Raw genomic sequence first — 15,314 nt, 5'->3', positions numbered from 1 at the left:
CTCCCACTGGGTTTTGTGTTGGCTTCAGACTGCCGGTTGAAACGGCACAAACTCCGTCACTTCCAGATCAAACCCGGACACGGCGGTGTACGGCACCGGCGAACTCATCAGGCGCATTTTGCGCACGTTCTGGTCGCGCAGGATCTGCGCGCCGATGCCCAAAGTCCGTTGCGGAAACTGTGGCGCCCGGTGCTTGCCGCCGCTGCGCTGACGCAGTTGCTCAAGCACGCCCTCGGCGGATTCCTTTTGCGCCAGCAGCACCAGCACACCGCTACCGGCCGCCGCGATACTGGCCAGCGAACGCTCCATCGTCCACTGTTGCGGCCCGCCTTCGCTTTCACACGCCAGCACGTCACGCAACGTCTCGATGCTTTGCACCCGCACCAACACCGGTTGCGTGCTGTCGATCCGGCCCTTGACCAGCGCCAGGTGCAGCGAGCCCTGGTAGGTGTCCTGATAGGTGGTCACCTGGAACTCACCGTGGCGGGTATGCAACGGATATTCGCCGCCGCGCTCGATCGTGCCTTCATGCAGGATTCGATAGTGAATCAGGTCGGCAATGGTGCCGATCCGCAAGCCATGACGTTGGGCGAACTCATGCAATTCGGCACCACGGGCCAGTTCGCCGTCCTCGTTGAGTATGCCCACCAGGGTTGCCGCCGGTTGCAGCCCCGCCAGACGTGTCAGGTCGCAAGCGGCCTCGACATGTCCGGCCCGCTGCATCACGCCACCGGGCAAGGCTTGCACCGGGAAGATATGCCCCGGTTGCACCAGGTCCGTTGGAACGCTGGCCGGGTCGACCGCCACCTGGATCGACCGCGCCCGGTCCGCCGCCGAGATACCCGTGGACACCCCGGTGGCGGCTTCGATCGAGCGGGTAAAACCCACGCCATGTTGCGCCCGGGAGTTGGGCACCATCAGGTCCAGGCCCAGCGCGCGACAGCGCTGCTCGGTCAGGGCCAGGCAAATCAGCCCGCGTGCCTGCACCGCCATGAAAGTGACGGCTTCGGCCCCGGCCTGTTCGGCGGCCATCAGCAACGAGCCTTCGCCGTTGTGTTCGTCGTCGGTGATCACCACCATCCGACCGGCGCCTATGGCCTCGATCAGTTGCGGTACCGTATTGAAAGCCAGGCCGTTCATTTGAGCGCCCCGCGCAGGTCGGCTGCCGCATCGGACAAGGCATGTGCCGCCCCTTCAACAAACGGCGCCATGCTGATAAAACCATGGATCATGCCGTCACAACGCTGTACGCGCACAGGCACGCCGGCCTCGCGCAGACATTCGGCCATTGCCTCGCCCTCATCGCGCAACGGATCGAATTCGGCAGTCATCAGGGTGGTTGGCGGCAATCCCGCCAGGCTCTCGGCACGCAACGGCGAGGCCAGTGGGTCATCCGCCTGCCCGACGTCTTGCAGATACTGCTGCCAGAACCAGCGCATCATTGCGGCGGAAAGCAGATAGCTCTCGGCAAAGTCTTCGAAGGACTGAGAGTCGCAACCCGCATCGGTGACCGGGTAAAACAGGCACTGATAGCTGATCTTCGGTCCTTGGCGTCGTGCCGCCAACTGACTGACCGCCAGCGCCAGATTGCCCCCTGCGCTGTCTCCGGCCACAGCCAGCCGGCTGCCATCGACGCGCAGTTCAGCCGCGTGCTCGACCAGCCAGCAGGTGGCCGCATAACAATCGAGAGGCGCAGCGGGGAACTTGTTTTCCGGCGCCAGTCGGTAGGCGACCGACACCACCACCGCTTCGGTCTGGCGGGCCAGCGAGCGGCAGAGATTGTCGTGGGTCTCGAGATTGCCCATGACAAACCCGCCACCATGGAAAAACACCAGCAACGGCAGGTCGGGTTCTTCCGATGGCCGGTACAGCCGTGCGTCCAGTTCACCGTCCGCGCCGGCCACCCGCAAGTCGCGCACTTCGCTCATCGGATCGCCGGGGATGGCCGGCAGCAGGTTGTCGGAGAACTGCCGGTACTGAGCGGCATCGACCTGGCTGAAATCGGGCTCGGGGATGTCGCGAAATTGCTGGAGCACCCCAGCGATCTGCTTATCGAGCGGCATGGGCATCGTCCTCTACGTCGGCCATTTGAAACTGCGGATTGGTCTCGCCCAGGATGCTTTGTACCCGGCGCTCAAGGGCCGGCTTGAAACCCTTGTGGGGCAGGATCCAGAAGCGTTTTTGCGCGATGGCGGCGAACACTTGCGCGGCCAGTTCCGCCGGGGTCATGCCCTGGCGAATGGTGCTGTCGAGCAGTTGGCTGAAGTCGGATCCGGCGGTGTCCACCACCTGGTTCGACGCCATGATTTCACTGGCCACCGGCCCCGGGCACAGCACCGAAACCGATACCGGCGCACCGATCATGGCGAGTTCGTAATGCAGGGTTTCCGAGAGCGCGACCACCGCCTGCTTGGTCACGTTGTACGGCGCCATCAGCGGACTGCTGACCAGCCCGGCAAGGGACGCTGTGTTGATCACATGGGCTGCCCGGCCCTGACTGAGCAGCAATGGCACAAAGCTGCGAATGCCGTTGATAACGCCGTTGAGGTTGACGTCCAGCATGCGCTGCCATTGCGTCTCGGTGATCTCCCAGCTGAAGCCGGTTTGCATCACCCCGGCATTGTTGAATAGCAGGTCGACCCCGCCGAAGTGCTCGACAGCCCGGTCACGCAAGCGCTCGACCTGTTTCACATCACCGACATCGGTGACGCAGGCAATCGCTTGCACACCGCTGGCCTTCAATTCGTCGCACAGGGCTTGCAGGCCCGCTGCATCCCGATCCGCCAGCACCAGGCGCATGCCCAGTGTCGCCGCGTGTTCGGCCAGGCCACGGCCAATACCACTGGCGGCCCCGGTAATCACCGCTACCGGCCCTTGTTCATTACTCATCGCCAACTCCTGCCATGGGTCCAATGGCGCCAGTAGAGCGGGCCTACTTAAAGCAGCCATCGTCCATTCAGACGATGCCCGCTTTTACAGGGGCGGCAGAATCCGTTACATGCGCCAACCCCGTGATCCCTTGGGAGAATAATAAGATGAGTACCCTGCACCGCATCGAAGCCAAACTGCTGGAAGACCGCTACGCCCGCGGCTGGCATTGCCTGGGCCTGGCCGCGCAATACCGCGACGGCAAGGCCCATCGCCTGGAGGTGTTCGGCACCCGTCTGGTGGCGTTCCAGGGCGAAGACGGCGAGCTGCATATTCTTGATGGCTACTGCCCGCACATGGGCGCCGACCTGAGCACCGGTTGCGTTGAAGGCAACTCGATCCGCTGCCCGTTCCACGCCTGGCGTTGGGGCGCCGATGGCGTGTGCGATGACATCCCCTACGCCAAGCGCATCCCGCCTCGGGCCAAAATCAAAAGCTGGCCAATCATGGAAGAGAACCAGTTGCTGTTCGTCTGGAATGACCCCGAAGGCAACCCCCCGCTGCCGGAACAACGCATTCCGCGCATCGACGCCTGCTACAGCGACGAATGGGCGGAATGGGAAGTCGCTGAGCTGCAGATTGACACAAACTGCCGCGAACTGATCGACAACATCGCCGATATGGCGCACTTCGGCACCGTCCATGGCGCGCCGGTCGACGAGTTCATCAACATTTTCCAGGGCCACCTGGCCACTCAGATCATGCGCGCCCGCAGTGAGCGCCTGTCCGCCGACAGCGTGCTGACCACCGAGGCCACCTATTTCGGCCCGGCCTATCAGATCACCGAGATGAACGGTGCCATGAACGGCCAGCCGATCCACTCGATCCTGCTCAACTGCCATGTGCCGATCGACCTCGACAGTTTCACCCTGCGCTACGGCGTGCTGGTGAAGAAGATCCCGGGCTTGAGCGAAGAGCAGAACCAGGCGATGGCCAAGGCCTACGTCGCGCAGGCGCAGGCAGCCTTCTACGAAGACGTGGCCATCTGGCACAGCAAGACCCGCGTCGATAACCCGCTGTTGTGTGACGGCGACGGTCCGGTCTATCAGCTGCGCCGTTGGTACGAGCAGTTCTACACCGACGTCGAGGCGCTGTCGGCGGACGTTGCCGAACACAAGAAGTTTGTCGTGCGCGCCAGCGAACGGGTCTGACGCCAGCGGCTTTTCGCCCGCCATGGGCCTGTTCGGCAGCCGCCGGTCAGGCCCTGAGCCCGAGCGTTGCAAGGAGTCGATACCGGCGCTTATTCTCGGCCACCGCCAACGCTAATAATAAAAACGGTTTTTCCCTATGCAGCAGAGCCTCAGCCTCGATACGTTCAGTGATTTGATCGGCAACCTCTATCAGGGTCCGCTGGAAACCATTCCCTGGGCTACTTTTCTCAATCAGCTCAATGTGCATCTGAACAGCAAGTACGTGACCTTCATCCTGCGTCCGCCCAGCGCCCACGTGGACGGCTTGATGGTCAACACCACCGGCACCTCGACCGAGGCGACCGCGTCGTACAACAAACACTTTTTCAGCCTAGATCCGTTTGTCGACCTGCCCAACCGCCAGGTGGTGACCCTCGCCGAGTTTGTCTCCAACGACGACTGGCAGAATTCCGAGTTCTACAAGAACTTCCTTGAACCGGTGGACGTGTTCCACATCCTCGGTGCCGACATCAACACCGTCGACGGCGCCCAGTGCCGCATTCGCATCAGCCGCGGACGTGACGACAAGCCGTTCGGCAACGAAGAAAAGGCCATGCTCACGCATTTCATTGCGCACCTGGAACGTTCGATCAAGATCCACATGCAGCTCAACCGCATCGAAGCCGAACGCAATCTGTACGCCGGCGCGGTGAACCAGATGGCGGTCGGCACGATCATCCTCGATGAGGCCGGCAAGGTACTGCAGACCAACCAGGTCGCCGACCGGCTGATCCAGGAAAAGGACGGCATCAAACTGGTCAACGATGGCCTGCAGGTCGGTACGGCCCGGGACACCCAGGAGTTCCGTCGCCTGGTCAAGCAGTCGCTGCTGTCGCAAAAAAGCAGCAACCCGTCGGTGGTCGAAGCCCTGCGCGTGCAGCGGCCGTCCGGCAAAGCGGACCTGGGGATCATCGTGCGCTCGGTGCCATTGACCGACTGGAGCGAAGGCAAGCAGTGCCCGACCGTGGTGATTTTCATCAGCGACCCGGAGCAACAATCCACCGCACCGCAGGAAATCGTTCGCGCGCTGTTCGACTTCACCCCGGCGGAAACCCAGCTGGCGATGTTGCTGGCCAACGGCTTGACCCTCGACGAAGCCTCGGAGGAGCTGGGCATCAGCCGCAACACCTCGCGGGCACACCTGCGCTCGACCTTCTCCAAGACCGGCGTGACCCGCCAGACCATGCTGGTGCGCCTGATCCTGCGCAGCGTGGCGACCCTCGGCTAGCCCTCATTGCCGCCCTCGTCCGCTCGGACGATGGCGGCGCCCGTTGCACAGCGCACAGTGTCTTTATCCCAAACAGGGGACTGCCCCATGCGCAACTGCCCAACCATCCTCAAGACTGAACTGCTGGCGCAAAGCGGCCACTTTCAGATCGAAGCCCTGCACCTGCAATTCAGCAACGGCCAGCAGCGGGTCTACGAACGCCTGCGCGGCACCGGTTATCGCTCGGTGATGCTGGTGGCGATGCCCGATCCAGAGCATGTGCTGTTGGTGCGCGAATACGCGGTCGGTGTGGAAAAAACCATTCTCGGTCTGCCCAAGGGCGGCGCCGAGCCCAATGAAGACTACTTGCAGGCGGCGCAGCGCGAGCTGAGCGAAGAAGTCGGCATGCGCGCCGAACGCCTCACTGAACTGGGCGAGCTGACCCTGGCACCGGGGCACTTGTGCCACCGCTACCGAGTCGTACTGGCCGAACAACTGAGCCCCTGCCAACTCGAAGGCGACGAACCCGAACCCCTGGAATGCCTGCGGGTACCGCTGGCGCAAATCCCCGAACTGGTGGCCCGCGGTGAACTCCACGAGGCCAGGGCGATTGCGGCGCTGTTCATGGCAATAGGCGCCCTCGCCCGACGAACCTGACACCACACCGGCACATCCAACATCCATGTCGCCTGATAGGCCGCTATCGCGAGCAAGCTCGCTCCCACAGGGGATCACGGCCAAGCACAGATCCCGGGAACGCCTAATAAACCTGTGGGAGCGAGCTTGCTCGCGATGAGGCCCGCACATCCAACACCCGTGTCGCCTGACACACCACCATCGCGAGCAAGCTCGCTCCCACCGGATCGCGGCCAGACGCAAATCCCGGGAACGCCCGATAAACCTGTGGGAGCGAGCTTGCTCGCGATGAGGTCGGCACATCCAACATCCATATTGCCTGACACACCGCCATCGCGAGCAAGCTCGCTCCCACAGGGGATCAAACACCCACAAGGGAAGGGGCAGCTTCAAATTGGTCGGCTAGTCCATTCGGACGAGGCGACTCGCGCGCCGCCGCCATAACCTGTCTCTACAACAATAAAACCGTGTCGAGACTCATCATGCGCAAAACGACTTGTGCTCTGTTCATCATCCTCTGTGCGGGTGCTTCCACCAGTCTGTGCCAGCTGTTCAAGAACGAAGCCTACCGACCGACCACGGCTTACTTCAGCTGTTCGAGCTCGGCCATCAACTGCTACCCGCCTGTGGTGCGCAATCTGCTGCCTTGAGCACGGTTTCCACCGGCCATAAAAAAACCACCGGATCGGTGGTTTTTTCGTTGCCGCATTAATCAGGTCGGCAGTACACCCCTGGCCCGCGACAGGGTCAGCGCCAGGTCTTCGATCATGTCTTCCTGACCTCCCACGGTTCCGCGTCGGCCCAGCTCCACCAGCAGTTCGCGAGCAGCGATGCCGTACTTCTGCTCGGCACGCTTGGCGAACAACAGGAACGAACTGTAGACCCCGGCGTAACCGAGTGTCAGTGCGTCCCGGTCGAGGCGGATCGGCTGGTCCATCATCGGCACCACCAGGTCTTCGGCCACGTCCATGATCTTGTACAGGTCGACGCCACTGTTGACGCCCATGCGCTCCAGCACCGCGACGAACACTTCCAGCGGCGTATTGCCCGCTCCCGCGCCAAGACCCGCGACCGAACCGTCGATCCGTGCAGCACCGGCCTCGATGGCAGCCAGGGAGTTGGCGATGGCCATGCCCATGTTGTGGTGGCCGTGGAAACCGACTTCGGTCCCGGCGTTCAGTCCCGCACGCAGGGCCCCGATCTTTTGCGTCACTTCATCGGGCAGCATGTAGCCGGCCGAGTCAGTGCAATAGATGCAATTGGCACCGTAGCTTTCCATCAACCGCGCCTGCTCCAGCAGTTTTTCCGGGCTGACCATGTGCGCCATCATCAGGAAGCCAACGGTGTCCAGGCCCATCTTCGCCGACATGCCGATGTGCTGGCCGGACACGTCCGCCTCGGTGCAGTGGGTCGCCACACGAATGGTCGACACGCCGTGTTCGTGGGCCATTTTCAGGTGGTCGAGGGTACCGATCCCCGGCAACAACAGGGCCGAAACCTTGGCCTGTTTCATCTTCGGAATCACCGCAGAGAAGTATTCCTCGTCGCTGTGGGCCGGGAAACCGTAGTTCAGCGAAGCACCGCCCAGACCATCGCCGTGGGTGATTTCGATCAGCGGCACACCGGCCGCATCGAGACCGGTGGCCACCGAGACCATTTGTTCGATACTGATCTGGTGCTGTTTGGCGTGCATGCCGTCGCGCAGGCTCATGTCATGCAGACGGACGCTCTTACCTTGCAAATTCATAGCGATTCTCCACTCAACGGGCAGGCAATTGCAGGGTGCCCTTGTGGGCTTCTTCGGCGAACATCTCGGCCGTGCGCAATCCGGCGGCGGTCATGATGTCGAGGTTGCCGGCGGACTTGGGCAGGAAATCGCCGAGGCCTTCGACCTCGATGAAAATCGACACCTTGCGCCCGTCGAACACCGGCCCGTTGATCAGTTTGTAGCCGGGCACATAGCATTGCACTTCACGGACCATCTCCAGCACCGAGGTGCGGATTGCATCCTGGTTCGGCTCGTCATCGGTCAGGCAGTGGATGGTGTCGCGCATCATCAGCGGCGGCTCGGCCGGGTTGATCACGATGATCGCCTTGCCGCGTCGGGCGCCGCCGATCTTCTCCACCGCACCGGCGGTGGTGCGGGTGAACTCGTCGATGTTCTGCCGCGTGCCCGGGCCCACCGAACCGGAGGACACCGTCGCGACGATTTCGCCGTAGCTCACCGGCTGCACCCGCGACACTGCCGCCACCATCGGGATGGTCGCCTGGCCACCGCAGGTGACCATGTTGACGTTCATCGCCAGGCTCGACGCGTGCTCTTTGAGGTTGACCGGCGGCACGCAGTACGGACCGATGGCCGCCGGCGTGAGGTCGATCATGATCACCCCGAGCTCGTTGAGCTTGCGGCTGTTTTCCGCGTGTACGTAAGCCGAGGTGGCATCGAAGGCAATGCGAATGTCATCGTCGAGGACGTGAGGCAGCAAGCCATCGACACCGCCGGCGGTGGTTTTGATGCCCATTTCCCGGGCACGCTTCAGGCCTTCGGATTCAGGGTCGACGCCAACCATCCACACCGGCTCGATCCATTGCGATCGGCACATTTTCATCAGCAGATCGGTGCCGATGTTGCCCGGGCCGATAATGGCCGCTCTGAGTTTTTTGCTCATGGGGTCAAACTCCAAAAGTCAGGCGCAGAAAGACACCCGGGCACTGCCCAGGCCATCAATGGTCAGTTCAAAACGGTCGCCGGCACGGGCCGGTTCCAGCGGTACCAGCGAGCCGGACAGGATGATTTCCCCGGCCTTGAACGGAATGCCGAAGGCGCCCAGGGTATTGGCCAGCCACGCCACCGCAGTCAATGGATTTCCCTGAACCGCCGAACCCAGGCCTTCACTCAGGGGCTCTGCGTTTTTAAACACACGCATGCGCAAATTCGGCAGGTCCAGTTCGCGCGGATCCACCTTGCTGTCGCCCAACACAAACACTCCGCAAGAAGCGTTGTCAGCGACCGTGTCCTGGATGCGGATGCGCCAGTCGTGAATCCGCGAGTCGACGATCTCGAAACACGGCATCACGTATTCGGTGGCGGCCAGCACGTCGGCTTCGGTGATGCCGGGGCCGACCAGGTCATGCTTGAGCTTGAAGGCGATCTCGCCCTCGGCACGGGGCTGGATCAGTTTGTTGGCGGACAGGGAAATTTGCGCATCGTCATCGAACGACATCTGCCGTGTGATGAAGCCGAAATCCGGCTGATGCACGTTGAGCATCTGCTGCACTGCCGCCGAGGTCACGCCGATTTTCTTGCCGACGATCTGGTCACCGGCCGCCACCCGACGCTCAATGGCGTACAGGGAAATATGATAGGCGTCTTCGATGCTGATCGACGGCCAGCGCTCGGTCAGCGGCGCCAGGGTGGAGCCGCTGAGCAGCGCCTGATAAAGCTCTTCGCCGAACTCACGGCGCAATTGCACGCTCATCCACGGGCCTCCTGAAAAAACGCCAGGCACTGGCGGTTGAAAAAGTCACGGTGCTCGACCTGGACCCAATGCCCGCACTCGCTGAGCATCACGAAACGTATTTGGGTGCAGTGTTCAAGCATGGTCTGGGCACCGGAGGACGGGCAGAACTTGTCGTTCATGCCCCAGAAACCGAGGATCGGGCACTGCAATTCACCCAGGCGCGACGTCATGTTCGGCACCTGCATGGTCGACAGCACGCACACCGGTTGCTGCTTAACCACGGCGACGCGCTCGTTCACCGTTTCGTCGCTGATCAGGGTTTCGTCGAACAGTTGCAGGGCCAGCAGGCGACGCATGCCCGCCGCATCGTTCAGCTCACCCTTGGCGAAAGCCGCGCCCATTTTCTGGATGCCTTCCATCTGCAGGTAATACTGTTCTTTTTCCATCAGGCCACCGGGCGCCATCAGCACCAGATGGCTGATACGCTGCGGTTGGTCGAGGGCCAGTTTGATCGCGATCGCGCCGCCCAGGGAGTTGCCGACCAGCACGCAACGCTGGATGTCGAGGGCATCGAGCAAACCGCTGAGGGCGGCGACAAAAAAGTCCAGGGTGTAGAGGGTGTCCGGCTTGTCTGAAGCGCCGTAGCCGGGCAAATCCGGGACGATCACCCGGTAACCGGCTTCGGCGAACAGCGGGTAGTTCTGCTTGAAGTTGCTGTGACCGCTGGCGCCCGGCCCGCTGCCATGGATGAAAATCACCGGCTCGCCGTTGCCGATGTCTCTGTAGTGCAGCTGCAAACCATCCGGCAGCGTAACGAAGTGCCCTTGCGCTGAAGCGCCCATAAGGTGTCCTCCCGGCCTGTTGTTGTAGCCGGATTATTCCGACGGGTCGGGCCATCAACATCGTCCGACAGGACTACCTACTACCCGTAGGAGCGAGCCTGCTCGCGATGGTCGTCAACGATGACGCTGGATACCTGACACCCCGCGGTGTTCTCAGGTCCATCGCGAGCAGGCTCGCTCCTACAGACAATCTCTAGTCCCTTTGGACGTTGGCCTGCCGGGGTTGCAGACCTAGCATCGGTTACATTCCCGAGCGACAGAATGAGACACCCCCATGCTTGATCCAATGGACTTTCGCGGCAAAGTGGTACTGGTCACCGGAGGTGGCAAAGGTGTGGGTCGCGGCATCAGCCAGCGCTTTCTGGACTGTGGCGCCGAGGTGGTGATTTGCGGTCGCGAAGCACCACAAACCTTGCCGGCCAGCGCCGGGCGCGAGGCGGTGTTCGTGGCCTGCGACCTGCGGGATGTCGAGCAGTCCGGGCGCTTGATTACGCAGATCGTCGAGCGCTTCGGCCGCCTCGATGTGCTGGTCAACAACGCCGGCGGTTCACCGAATGCCGACGCCGCCACGGCTTCGCCGCGCTTCAGCGAGGCAATCATCCGCCTGAACCTGATTGCGCCACTGAACCTGTGCCAGCAGGCCAACCAGGTGATGCAGGCCCAGGCCGACGGTGGCGCGATCATCAACATCTGCAGCGTCAGCGCCACCCGCCCTTCCCCCGGCACCGCCGCTTATGGCGCGGCCAAGGCCGGCTTGCTCAACCTGACGACCTCGCTGGCGGTGGAATGGGCGCCCAAGGTGCGGGTCAACGCCGTGACCGCCGGGCTGATTCTCACCGAGCAGGCGGCCATGCATTATGGTGACGACGCGGGCATTGCCAGGGTGGCGGCGACCATTCCGTTGCAACGCCTGGCGACCCCGGAGGATATTGGCGATACCTGCCTGTACCTGGCATCGACATTGGCCCGTTACGTCAGCGGCGCGGACATCGCGGTGCATGGCGCGGGAGAACGCCCGGCATTTCTCGATGCGGCTCAATCCCATCCATAAGAGGACTTTCGACATGCCCGTAGCCAGCCACAGCGTTGTGCTGAACCTCACGCGACAAGCCGCATGGACCAAACTACGCGACCTGAGCCTTGCCCCGCACTATGTACCAGACCTGACCGGTTGCCAGTTTCATCCTGGCGCAACGGAAGGTATCGGCGCCAGTCGCCGGGTGTTGCGCAAGGGCGGTCAGTATCTGGATGAAAGCGTGGTGCAGTGGCAGGAAGGCACGGGGTTCGTACTGCGGTTGCACAAGGGCGGCAATGACTCGCCCTTTCCGTTTCGCCAGGCGAGTTTCAGTTATGCCTTGCAAGCCGAAGGCAACGCGACCCGCATCACTCTGCAAATGAGTTACAGCCTGCGCGGTGGCAAGCTGTTTGAAGGGTTGCTGGCCAAGGCCTTCAACAAGGTCGTTCGGCAGATTGCCGAGAACCTCAAGGCCTACTACGAAACCGGCCGAACGCAGAATCCGGATATGGCTGTCAGCACATCCAATATCAATGCTGCCTGATACACCGCCATCGCGAGCAAGCTCGCTCCCACAGGGGATTGAGGCCGCTCGCAATGCCGGCGTCACCACAAAAACTGTGGGAGCGAGCTTGCTCGCGATGAGGTCGGCACATCCAACATCAATGCTGTCTGACATTCCGCCATCGCGAGCAGGTTCGCGCCTACAGGAGCCACCTCTGGAGTGAGCAACCTTCAGGAACGCGCCACTTCCGAGTGAGCGGTAAAACGGGTGGCGACGATCTTCCATTGTCCGGCGATTCGCTGGTATCGGTCCTGATAGAACCCACCCAACTGCCGCGTCGCCCCGCTCTCGCCATCCAGATTGAAATACCACAGGGCCCAACGGCCCTGGGCCTGATCCTCGCCAAGCACCTCGATTTCCGGGTTGGCGCCGTGATGCAGGTCGATCACCCGCTCATGACAGGCCAGTTCGCGGTACAGCGCGACAAAACTGTTGCGCTCACGAAAGATCCCCAGCGGGCCGTAATCGATCAGCACTTCACCTTCGGCGAAGCAGTCGGCAATCACCTCGACCTGCTTGAGGTCGCAGGCGTTGAGGTAGCGATGCTTGAGCTGGCGAATATCCTCCAGCGCTTCCAGGCGGGCTATCCGCTGCTCCAGGTTCATGCTGCACCTCGCGTCGTCACATTGACCTCACTCCAGTAGGCTTTCATCGAGCGGACTTTGCCGTCGGTATCGAATTCCATCACGTCGATCACATGCAGCGAGCACGGTTGCCCACCCCACTCCATGTCGACCCGGAACGGCATCGCGCCGCAACCGTTGAGCGTCGCACGCACCGGGCCGGTCTGGGTTGCGGAGACTTTCATCGCCCCCAGTCCTTCACGGTAAAAACGCGCGATGGCGTCAATGCCCTGCAACGGCGCCTGGCCGACCGGGTCTTCAACGGTGGCGTCTTTGGCATAGAGCGCGAGGATGCCGTCGATGTCGCCGGCATCCACCAATTCCACGTAACGCGCCATTGTCGTCTGGATATGTTGTGCGCTGATCATTCAAACCACCTCAAACAAAGCAGCAGCGCCCATGCCGCCACCGATGCACATGCTCACCACCACGTAACGCAAGCCGCGACGCTGGCCTTCGACCAACGCGTGGCCAACCATCCGCGCCCCGGACATGCCGAACGGATGGCCGATGGCGATCGCCCCGCCGTTGACGTTCAGGCGCTCGGCCGGAATGCCCAGGGTGTCACGGCAATGCAGCACCTGGCAGGCGAACGCTTCGTTCAACTCCCAGAGGCCGATGTGGTCCATGGTCAGGCCATGACGCTTGAGCAGTTTCGGAATCGCGTAGATCGGGCCGATGCCCATCTCGTCGGAATTGCAGCCGGCGACGGCCATGCCGCGATAGATCCCCAGCGGTTCCAGGCCACGTTTCTCGGCCATTTTTGCGCTCATCAGTACCGAAGCCGATGCGCCGTCGGAGAGCTGGGAGGCGTTGCCGGCGGTGATGAAACGCCCCTTGTCGCTCCACTGACCGCCCGGCCACACTGGCTCCAGCGCCTTCAGGCTCTGGAGAGTGGTGTCGATGCGGTTGCACTCGTCGCGCAACAAGGTGACGGTTTCATAACTGGTTTCGCCGGTGGCCTTGTCGAACAGTGCCTTGCGGCTGGTCAGCGGCGCGAGCTCCCGGTCGAAGCGTCCGGCGCTCTGGGCCTGTGCGGTACGCAGCTGGCTCTGGTAGCTGTATTCGTCCTGCTCGTCGCGGGAGATGCCGTAGCGCGCGGAGACGATCTCGGCGGTTTCGATCATCGGGATGTAGGCGTGCGGGTCCAGCTCGATCACCGAACCCGACTGATTGCGATACAGGTTCTTGTGCTTGTTCTGCACCAGGGAAATCGACTCCAGGCCACCGGCCACGGCGATGTCGATTTCGTCGCACATGATGCCCTTGGCGGCCATGGCGATACTCATCAGGCCCGACGAGCACTGGCGCTCGACGGCCATCCCGGCAACCGATGCCGGCAAGCCACCGGCAATCGCACACAGACGCCCCAGGTTATAGGACTGCGTACCCTGCTGCGCGGCGGCGCCGATGATCACGTCGTCCACTTCATCCGGTTCGATACCGGCACGGCGTACGGCTTCGCGCACCACATGTCCACCCAGTTGCGGCGCTTCGGTGTCATTGAACGCACCGCGAAAGGCTTTGCCGATCGGTGTGCGGGCGGTGGAAACGATGACGGCTTCTTTCATGCTGGATTCCTCGAAAATGCTGTTGAAGGTCAGGCCGGGTAATAACGACTGATGGTGTCGACCACGCAGCCGGGACGCTCCTCGCCATCGATTTCGACGCTGACGCGGATGGTCGCCTGTACGCCGCCCTTCACTTCCTCGACCGCGATCAGTTGCGCACTGCCGCGCACCCGCGAGCCGACGCGCACCACCGAGGGAAAGCGCACCCGCTCACAGCCGTAATTGACGCCCATGGCCAGGCCACGGACCTCGACGATCTGCGGCAAGAACAGATTGACCAGCGACAGGCTCAGGTAGCCATGGGCAATGCAGGCGCCAAACGGACCGATGGCAGCCTTGAGCGGATCGACGTGAATCCACTGGTGATCGCCGGTGGCGTCGGCAAACAGATTGATTCGGTCCTGACCCAGCAGCAGCCATTCGCTGACACCGAGCTCCTGGCCCACGGCGTCGAACAAGGCCATCGGCGTGTCGAAAATACGTGGCATGGTCACGCCCTCTGGCTGGACACCGACAACACTTCGCCGGTCATGTAGGAGCTGTAGTCGCTGGCCAGGAACATCATCACGTTGGCCACCTCCCAGACTTCGGCGGCGCGGCCGAACGCTTCGTTGGCGGCCAGTTGATCGAGCACTGCCTGGGGCGCGGATTTGCGCAGGAAATCGTGCAGGGCAATGCTCGGGCTGACCGCGTTGATGCGGATGCCGTAGTCAGCCGCCTCGACCGCTGCGCAGCGGGTCAGCGCCATCACGCCAGCCTTGGCGGCGGCGTAGTGCGCCTGTTCTTTCTGCGCGCGCCAGCCCAGCACCGAGGCGTTGTTGACGATCACTCCGGCACGGCGCTCCATCATTTTCGGCAGCATGGCGCGGGTCATGCGCATGGTGCCGGTGAGCGTCACGTCGATGACCCGATTCCACTCTTCATCGGCCATGTCCACCAGCAAGCGCGAGCCGCCAAGCCCGGCGTTGTTGATCAACACGTCGACGCCTTGCAGGTCACGCTCGGCGCAGGCGATCAGCTGCTGTACCTGGGCTTCGTCGGCAACGTTGCAGACCTGGCCGAACACGTGTTGCAGCCCGGTGGTTTCGCGGATTTTCAGCACCGCTTCGGCCAACCGGCCTTCATGGATATCGCTGATCATCAGCGCACGGCAGCCTTCTTCGGCGGCACGCACGGCGGCGGAAAAACCGATCCCGGCGCCTGCGGCGGCGGTGATCAGAACCGACTTGCCGCGCAGCAGGCCGCGACCTTCAACATATTGAGGTACAGACATGAA

The 15,314-nt window shown here is 62.4% G+C and carries 18 protein-coding genes; 6 read left to right on the top strand and 12 right to left on the bottom strand.

Annotation, left to right across the window (positions count from 1 at the left end; translation table 11 throughout):
* Nucleotides 1–24 precede the first annotated feature (24 nt).
* The 3 genes from AC1Q6Y_RS26170 to AC1Q6Y_RS26160 are packed head-to-tail and all read right to left on the bottom strand — an operon-like array spanning nt 25 to nt 2,889.
* A complete protein-coding gene (locus AC1Q6Y_RS26170) occupies nt 25–1,140 on the bottom strand; it encodes a 3,4-dihydroxy-2-butanone-4-phosphate synthase (RefSeq protein WP_492625469.1) in 1,116 nt (371 codons plus the stop codon).
* On the bottom strand, nt 1,137–2,063 hold the full coding sequence (lipP1, locus tag AC1Q6Y_RS26165; RefSeq protein ID WP_492625468.1) for a LipP1 family hormone-sensitive lipase: 927 nt from the start codon (nt 2,061–2,063) through the stop codon (nt 1,137–1,139). Before lipP1 ends, AC1Q6Y_RS26170 begins: the two co-directional genes overlap by 4 nt.
* Nucleotides 2,050–2,889: an SDR family NAD(P)-dependent oxidoreductase gene (locus AC1Q6Y_RS26160; RefSeq protein WP_492625467.1), complete on the bottom strand. Its 840-nt coding sequence runs from the start codon at nt 2,887–2,889 to the stop codon at nt 2,050–2,052. The genes lipP1 and AC1Q6Y_RS26160 overlap by 14 nt, the downstream gene beginning before the upstream one ends.
* Before the next feature lie 146 nt (nt 2,890–3,035).
* On the opposite strand from AC1Q6Y_RS26160, the gene AC1Q6Y_RS26155 reads away from it, so the two are divergent.
* The 4 genes from AC1Q6Y_RS26155 (at nt 3,036) to AC1Q6Y_RS26140 (ending at nt 6,611) form a co-directional block, all read left to right on the top strand.
* Complete coding sequence (locus tag AC1Q6Y_RS26155) at nt 3,036–4,079, top strand: 3-ketosteroid-9-alpha-monooxygenase, oxygenase component (protein ID WP_492625466.1); 1,044 nt, start codon at nt 3,036–3,038, stop codon at nt 4,077–4,079.
* Between the two features lie 136 nt (nt 4,080–4,215).
* Nucleotides 4,216–5,346 (top strand): helix-turn-helix transcriptional regulator, encoded by a 1,131-nt coding sequence (locus tag AC1Q6Y_RS26150; RefSeq protein WP_057714053.1) that lies wholly within the window; start codon nt 4,216–4,218, stop codon nt 5,344–5,346.
* A gap of 87 nt (nt 5,347–5,433) precedes the next feature.
* Nucleotides 5,434–5,982 carry an ADP compounds hydrolase NudE gene (gene nudE / locus AC1Q6Y_RS26145; RefSeq protein WP_057714052.1) on the top strand — a complete coding sequence of 183 codons (549 nt, stop codon included), beginning with the start codon at nt 5,434–5,436 and terminating at the stop codon, nt 5,980–5,982.
* 461 nt (nt 5,983–6,443) lie between these two features.
* Complete coding sequence (locus AC1Q6Y_RS26140; protein WP_167362873.1) at nt 6,444–6,611, top strand: hypothetical protein; 168 nt, start codon at nt 6,444–6,446, stop codon at nt 6,609–6,611.
* A 62-nt stretch (nt 6,612–6,673) separates the two neighbouring features.
* Here the strand turns inward: AC1Q6Y_RS26140 and dmpG are convergent, their stop codons facing one another.
* From dmpG to AC1Q6Y_RS26120, 4 genes are read right to left on the bottom strand one after another with little or no spacing between them, the layout of a single operon-like run.
* Entirely contained in the window at nt 6,674–7,708 is a 1,035-nt protein-coding gene (gene dmpG, locus AC1Q6Y_RS26135) for a 4-hydroxy-2-oxovalerate aldolase (RefSeq protein ID WP_057714051.1), read from the bottom strand.
* 13 nt (nt 7,709–7,721) lie between these two features.
* Nucleotides 7,722–8,630: an acetaldehyde dehydrogenase (acetylating) gene (locus AC1Q6Y_RS26130; protein ID WP_492625465.1), complete on the bottom strand. Its 909-nt coding sequence runs from the start codon at nt 8,628–8,630 to the stop codon at nt 7,722–7,724.
* An 18-nt stretch (nt 8,631–8,648) separates the two neighbouring features.
* Nucleotides 8,649–9,440, bottom strand: a complete 792-nt coding sequence (locus AC1Q6Y_RS26125) for a fumarylacetoacetate hydrolase family protein (RefSeq protein WP_057714049.1) — start codon at nt 9,438–9,440, stop codon at nt 8,649–8,651.
* On the bottom strand, nt 9,437–10,264 hold the full coding sequence (locus tag AC1Q6Y_RS26120; RefSeq protein ID WP_492625464.1) for an alpha/beta fold hydrolase: 828 nt from the start codon (nt 10,262–10,264) through the stop codon (nt 9,437–9,439). Before AC1Q6Y_RS26120 ends, AC1Q6Y_RS26125 begins: the two co-directional genes overlap by 4 nt.
* Before the next feature lie 274 nt (nt 10,265–10,538).
* On the opposite strand from AC1Q6Y_RS26120, the gene AC1Q6Y_RS26115 reads away from it, so the two are divergent.
* Nucleotides 10,539–11,315, top strand: a complete 777-nt coding sequence (locus AC1Q6Y_RS26115) for an SDR family oxidoreductase (RefSeq protein ID WP_090456762.1) — start codon at nt 10,539–10,541, stop codon at nt 11,313–11,315.
* A gap of 13 nt (nt 11,316–11,328) precedes the next feature.
* The gene (locus AC1Q6Y_RS26110) at nt 11,329–11,823 is read left to right on the top strand and encodes an SRPBCC family protein (RefSeq protein WP_492625463.1); all 495 of its coding nucleotides are present in this window, start codon (nt 11,329–11,331) and stop codon (nt 11,821–11,823) included.
* Nucleotides 11,824–12,014: 191 nt separating this feature from the next.
* Here the strand turns inward: AC1Q6Y_RS26110 and AC1Q6Y_RS26105 are convergent, their stop codons facing one another.
* From AC1Q6Y_RS26105 to AC1Q6Y_RS26085, 5 genes are read right to left on the bottom strand one after another with little or no spacing between them, the layout of a single operon-like run.
* A complete protein-coding gene (locus AC1Q6Y_RS26105) occupies nt 12,015–12,449 on the bottom strand; it encodes a nuclear transport factor 2 family protein (protein ID WP_492625462.1) in 435 nt (144 codons plus the stop codon).
* Complete coding sequence (locus AC1Q6Y_RS26100) at nt 12,446–12,835, bottom strand: steroid Delta-isomerase (RefSeq protein ID WP_090456768.1); 390 nt, start codon at nt 12,833–12,835, stop codon at nt 12,446–12,448. Before AC1Q6Y_RS26100 ends, AC1Q6Y_RS26105 begins: the two co-directional genes overlap by 4 nt.
* The gene (locus AC1Q6Y_RS26095; RefSeq protein ID WP_492625461.1) at nt 12,836–14,038 is read right to left on the bottom strand and encodes an acetyl-CoA C-acyltransferase; all 1,203 of its coding nucleotides are present in this window, start codon (nt 14,036–14,038) and stop codon (nt 12,836–12,838) included.
* 29 nt (nt 14,039–14,067) lie between these two features.
* Nucleotides 14,068–14,526, bottom strand: a complete 459-nt coding sequence (locus AC1Q6Y_RS26090; RefSeq protein ID WP_492625460.1) for a MaoC family dehydratase — start codon at nt 14,524–14,526, stop codon at nt 14,068–14,070.
* Nucleotides 14,527–14,528: 2 nt separating this feature from the next.
* Complete coding sequence (locus tag AC1Q6Y_RS26085) at nt 14,529–15,311, bottom strand: SDR family oxidoreductase (protein WP_057714041.1); 783 nt, start codon at nt 15,309–15,311, stop codon at nt 14,529–14,531.
* Nucleotides 15,312–15,314 lie beyond the last annotated feature (3 nt).

This window comes from Pseudomonas sp. GW823-FHT06E10 (assembly GCF_058794995.1).
Note: the sequence above shows the minus strand (reverse complement) of the source record. Positions and strands in the feature narration are given on the sequence as shown.

What these genes read in the sequence shown, in the direction of transcription:
- AC1Q6Y_RS26160 (WP_492625467.1), bottom strand. Translation starts at nt 2,889, where the DNA reads ATGAGTAATGAACAAGGGCCGGTAGCGGTGATTACCGGGGCCGCCAGT.
- AC1Q6Y_RS26125 (WP_057714049.1), bottom strand. Translation starts at nt 9,440, where the DNA reads ATGAGCGTGCAATTGCGCCGTGAGTTCGGCGAAGAGCTTTATCAGGCG.
- AC1Q6Y_RS26155 (WP_492625466.1), top strand. Translation starts at nt 3,036, where the DNA reads ATGAGTACCCTGCACCGCATCGAAGCCAAACTGCTGGAAGACCGCTAC.
- nudE (WP_057714052.1), top strand. Translation starts at nt 5,434, where the DNA reads ATGCGCAACTGCCCAACCATCCTCAAGACTGAACTGCTGGCGCAAAGC.
- AC1Q6Y_RS26115 (WP_090456762.1), top strand. Translation starts at nt 10,539, where the DNA reads ATGCTTGATCCAATGGACTTTCGCGGCAAAGTGGTACTGGTCACCGGA.
- AC1Q6Y_RS26130 (WP_492625465.1), bottom strand. Translation starts at nt 8,630, where the DNA reads ATGAGCAAAAAACTCAGAGCGGCCATTATCGGCCCGGGCAACATCGGC.
- AC1Q6Y_RS26090 (WP_492625460.1), bottom strand. Translation starts at nt 14,526, where the DNA reads ATGCCACGTATTTTCGACACGCCGATGGCCTTGTTCGACGCCGTGGGC.
- dmpG (WP_057714051.1), bottom strand. Translation starts at nt 7,708, where the DNA reads ATGAATTTGCAAGGTAAGAGCGTCCGTCTGCATGACATGAGCCTGCGC.
- AC1Q6Y_RS26105 (WP_492625462.1), bottom strand. Translation starts at nt 12,449, where the DNA reads ATGAACCTGGAGCAGCGGATAGCCCGCCTGGAAGCGCTGGAGGATATT.
- AC1Q6Y_RS26110 (WP_492625463.1), top strand. Translation starts at nt 11,329, where the DNA reads ATGCCCGTAGCCAGCCACAGCGTTGTGCTGAACCTCACGCGACAAGCC.
- AC1Q6Y_RS26170 (WP_492625469.1), bottom strand. Translation starts at nt 1,140, where the DNA reads ATGAACGGCCTGGCTTTCAATACGGTACCGCAACTGATCGAGGCCATA.
- AC1Q6Y_RS26085 (WP_057714041.1), bottom strand. Translation starts at nt 15,311, where the DNA reads ATGTCTGTACCTCAATATGTTGAAGGTCGCGGCCTGCTGCGCGGCAAG.
- AC1Q6Y_RS26095 (WP_492625461.1), bottom strand. Translation starts at nt 14,038, where the DNA reads ATGAAAGAAGCCGTCATCGTTTCCACCGCCCGCACACCGATCGGCAAA.
- AC1Q6Y_RS26120 (WP_492625464.1), bottom strand. Translation starts at nt 10,264, where the DNA reads ATGGGCGCTTCAGCGCAAGGGCACTTCGTTACGCTGCCGGATGGTTTG.
- lipP1 (WP_492625468.1), bottom strand. Translation starts at nt 2,063, where the DNA reads ATGCCGCTCGATAAGCAGATCGCTGGGGTGCTCCAGCAATTTCGCGAC.
- AC1Q6Y_RS26100 (WP_090456768.1), bottom strand. Translation starts at nt 12,835, where the DNA reads ATGATCAGCGCACAACATATCCAGACGACAATGGCGCGTTACGTGGAA.
- AC1Q6Y_RS26140 (WP_167362873.1), top strand. Translation starts at nt 6,444, where the DNA reads ATGCGCAAAACGACTTGTGCTCTGTTCATCATCCTCTGTGCGGGTGCT.
- AC1Q6Y_RS26150 (WP_057714053.1), top strand. Translation starts at nt 4,216, where the DNA reads ATGCAGCAGAGCCTCAGCCTCGATACGTTCAGTGATTTGATCGGCAAC.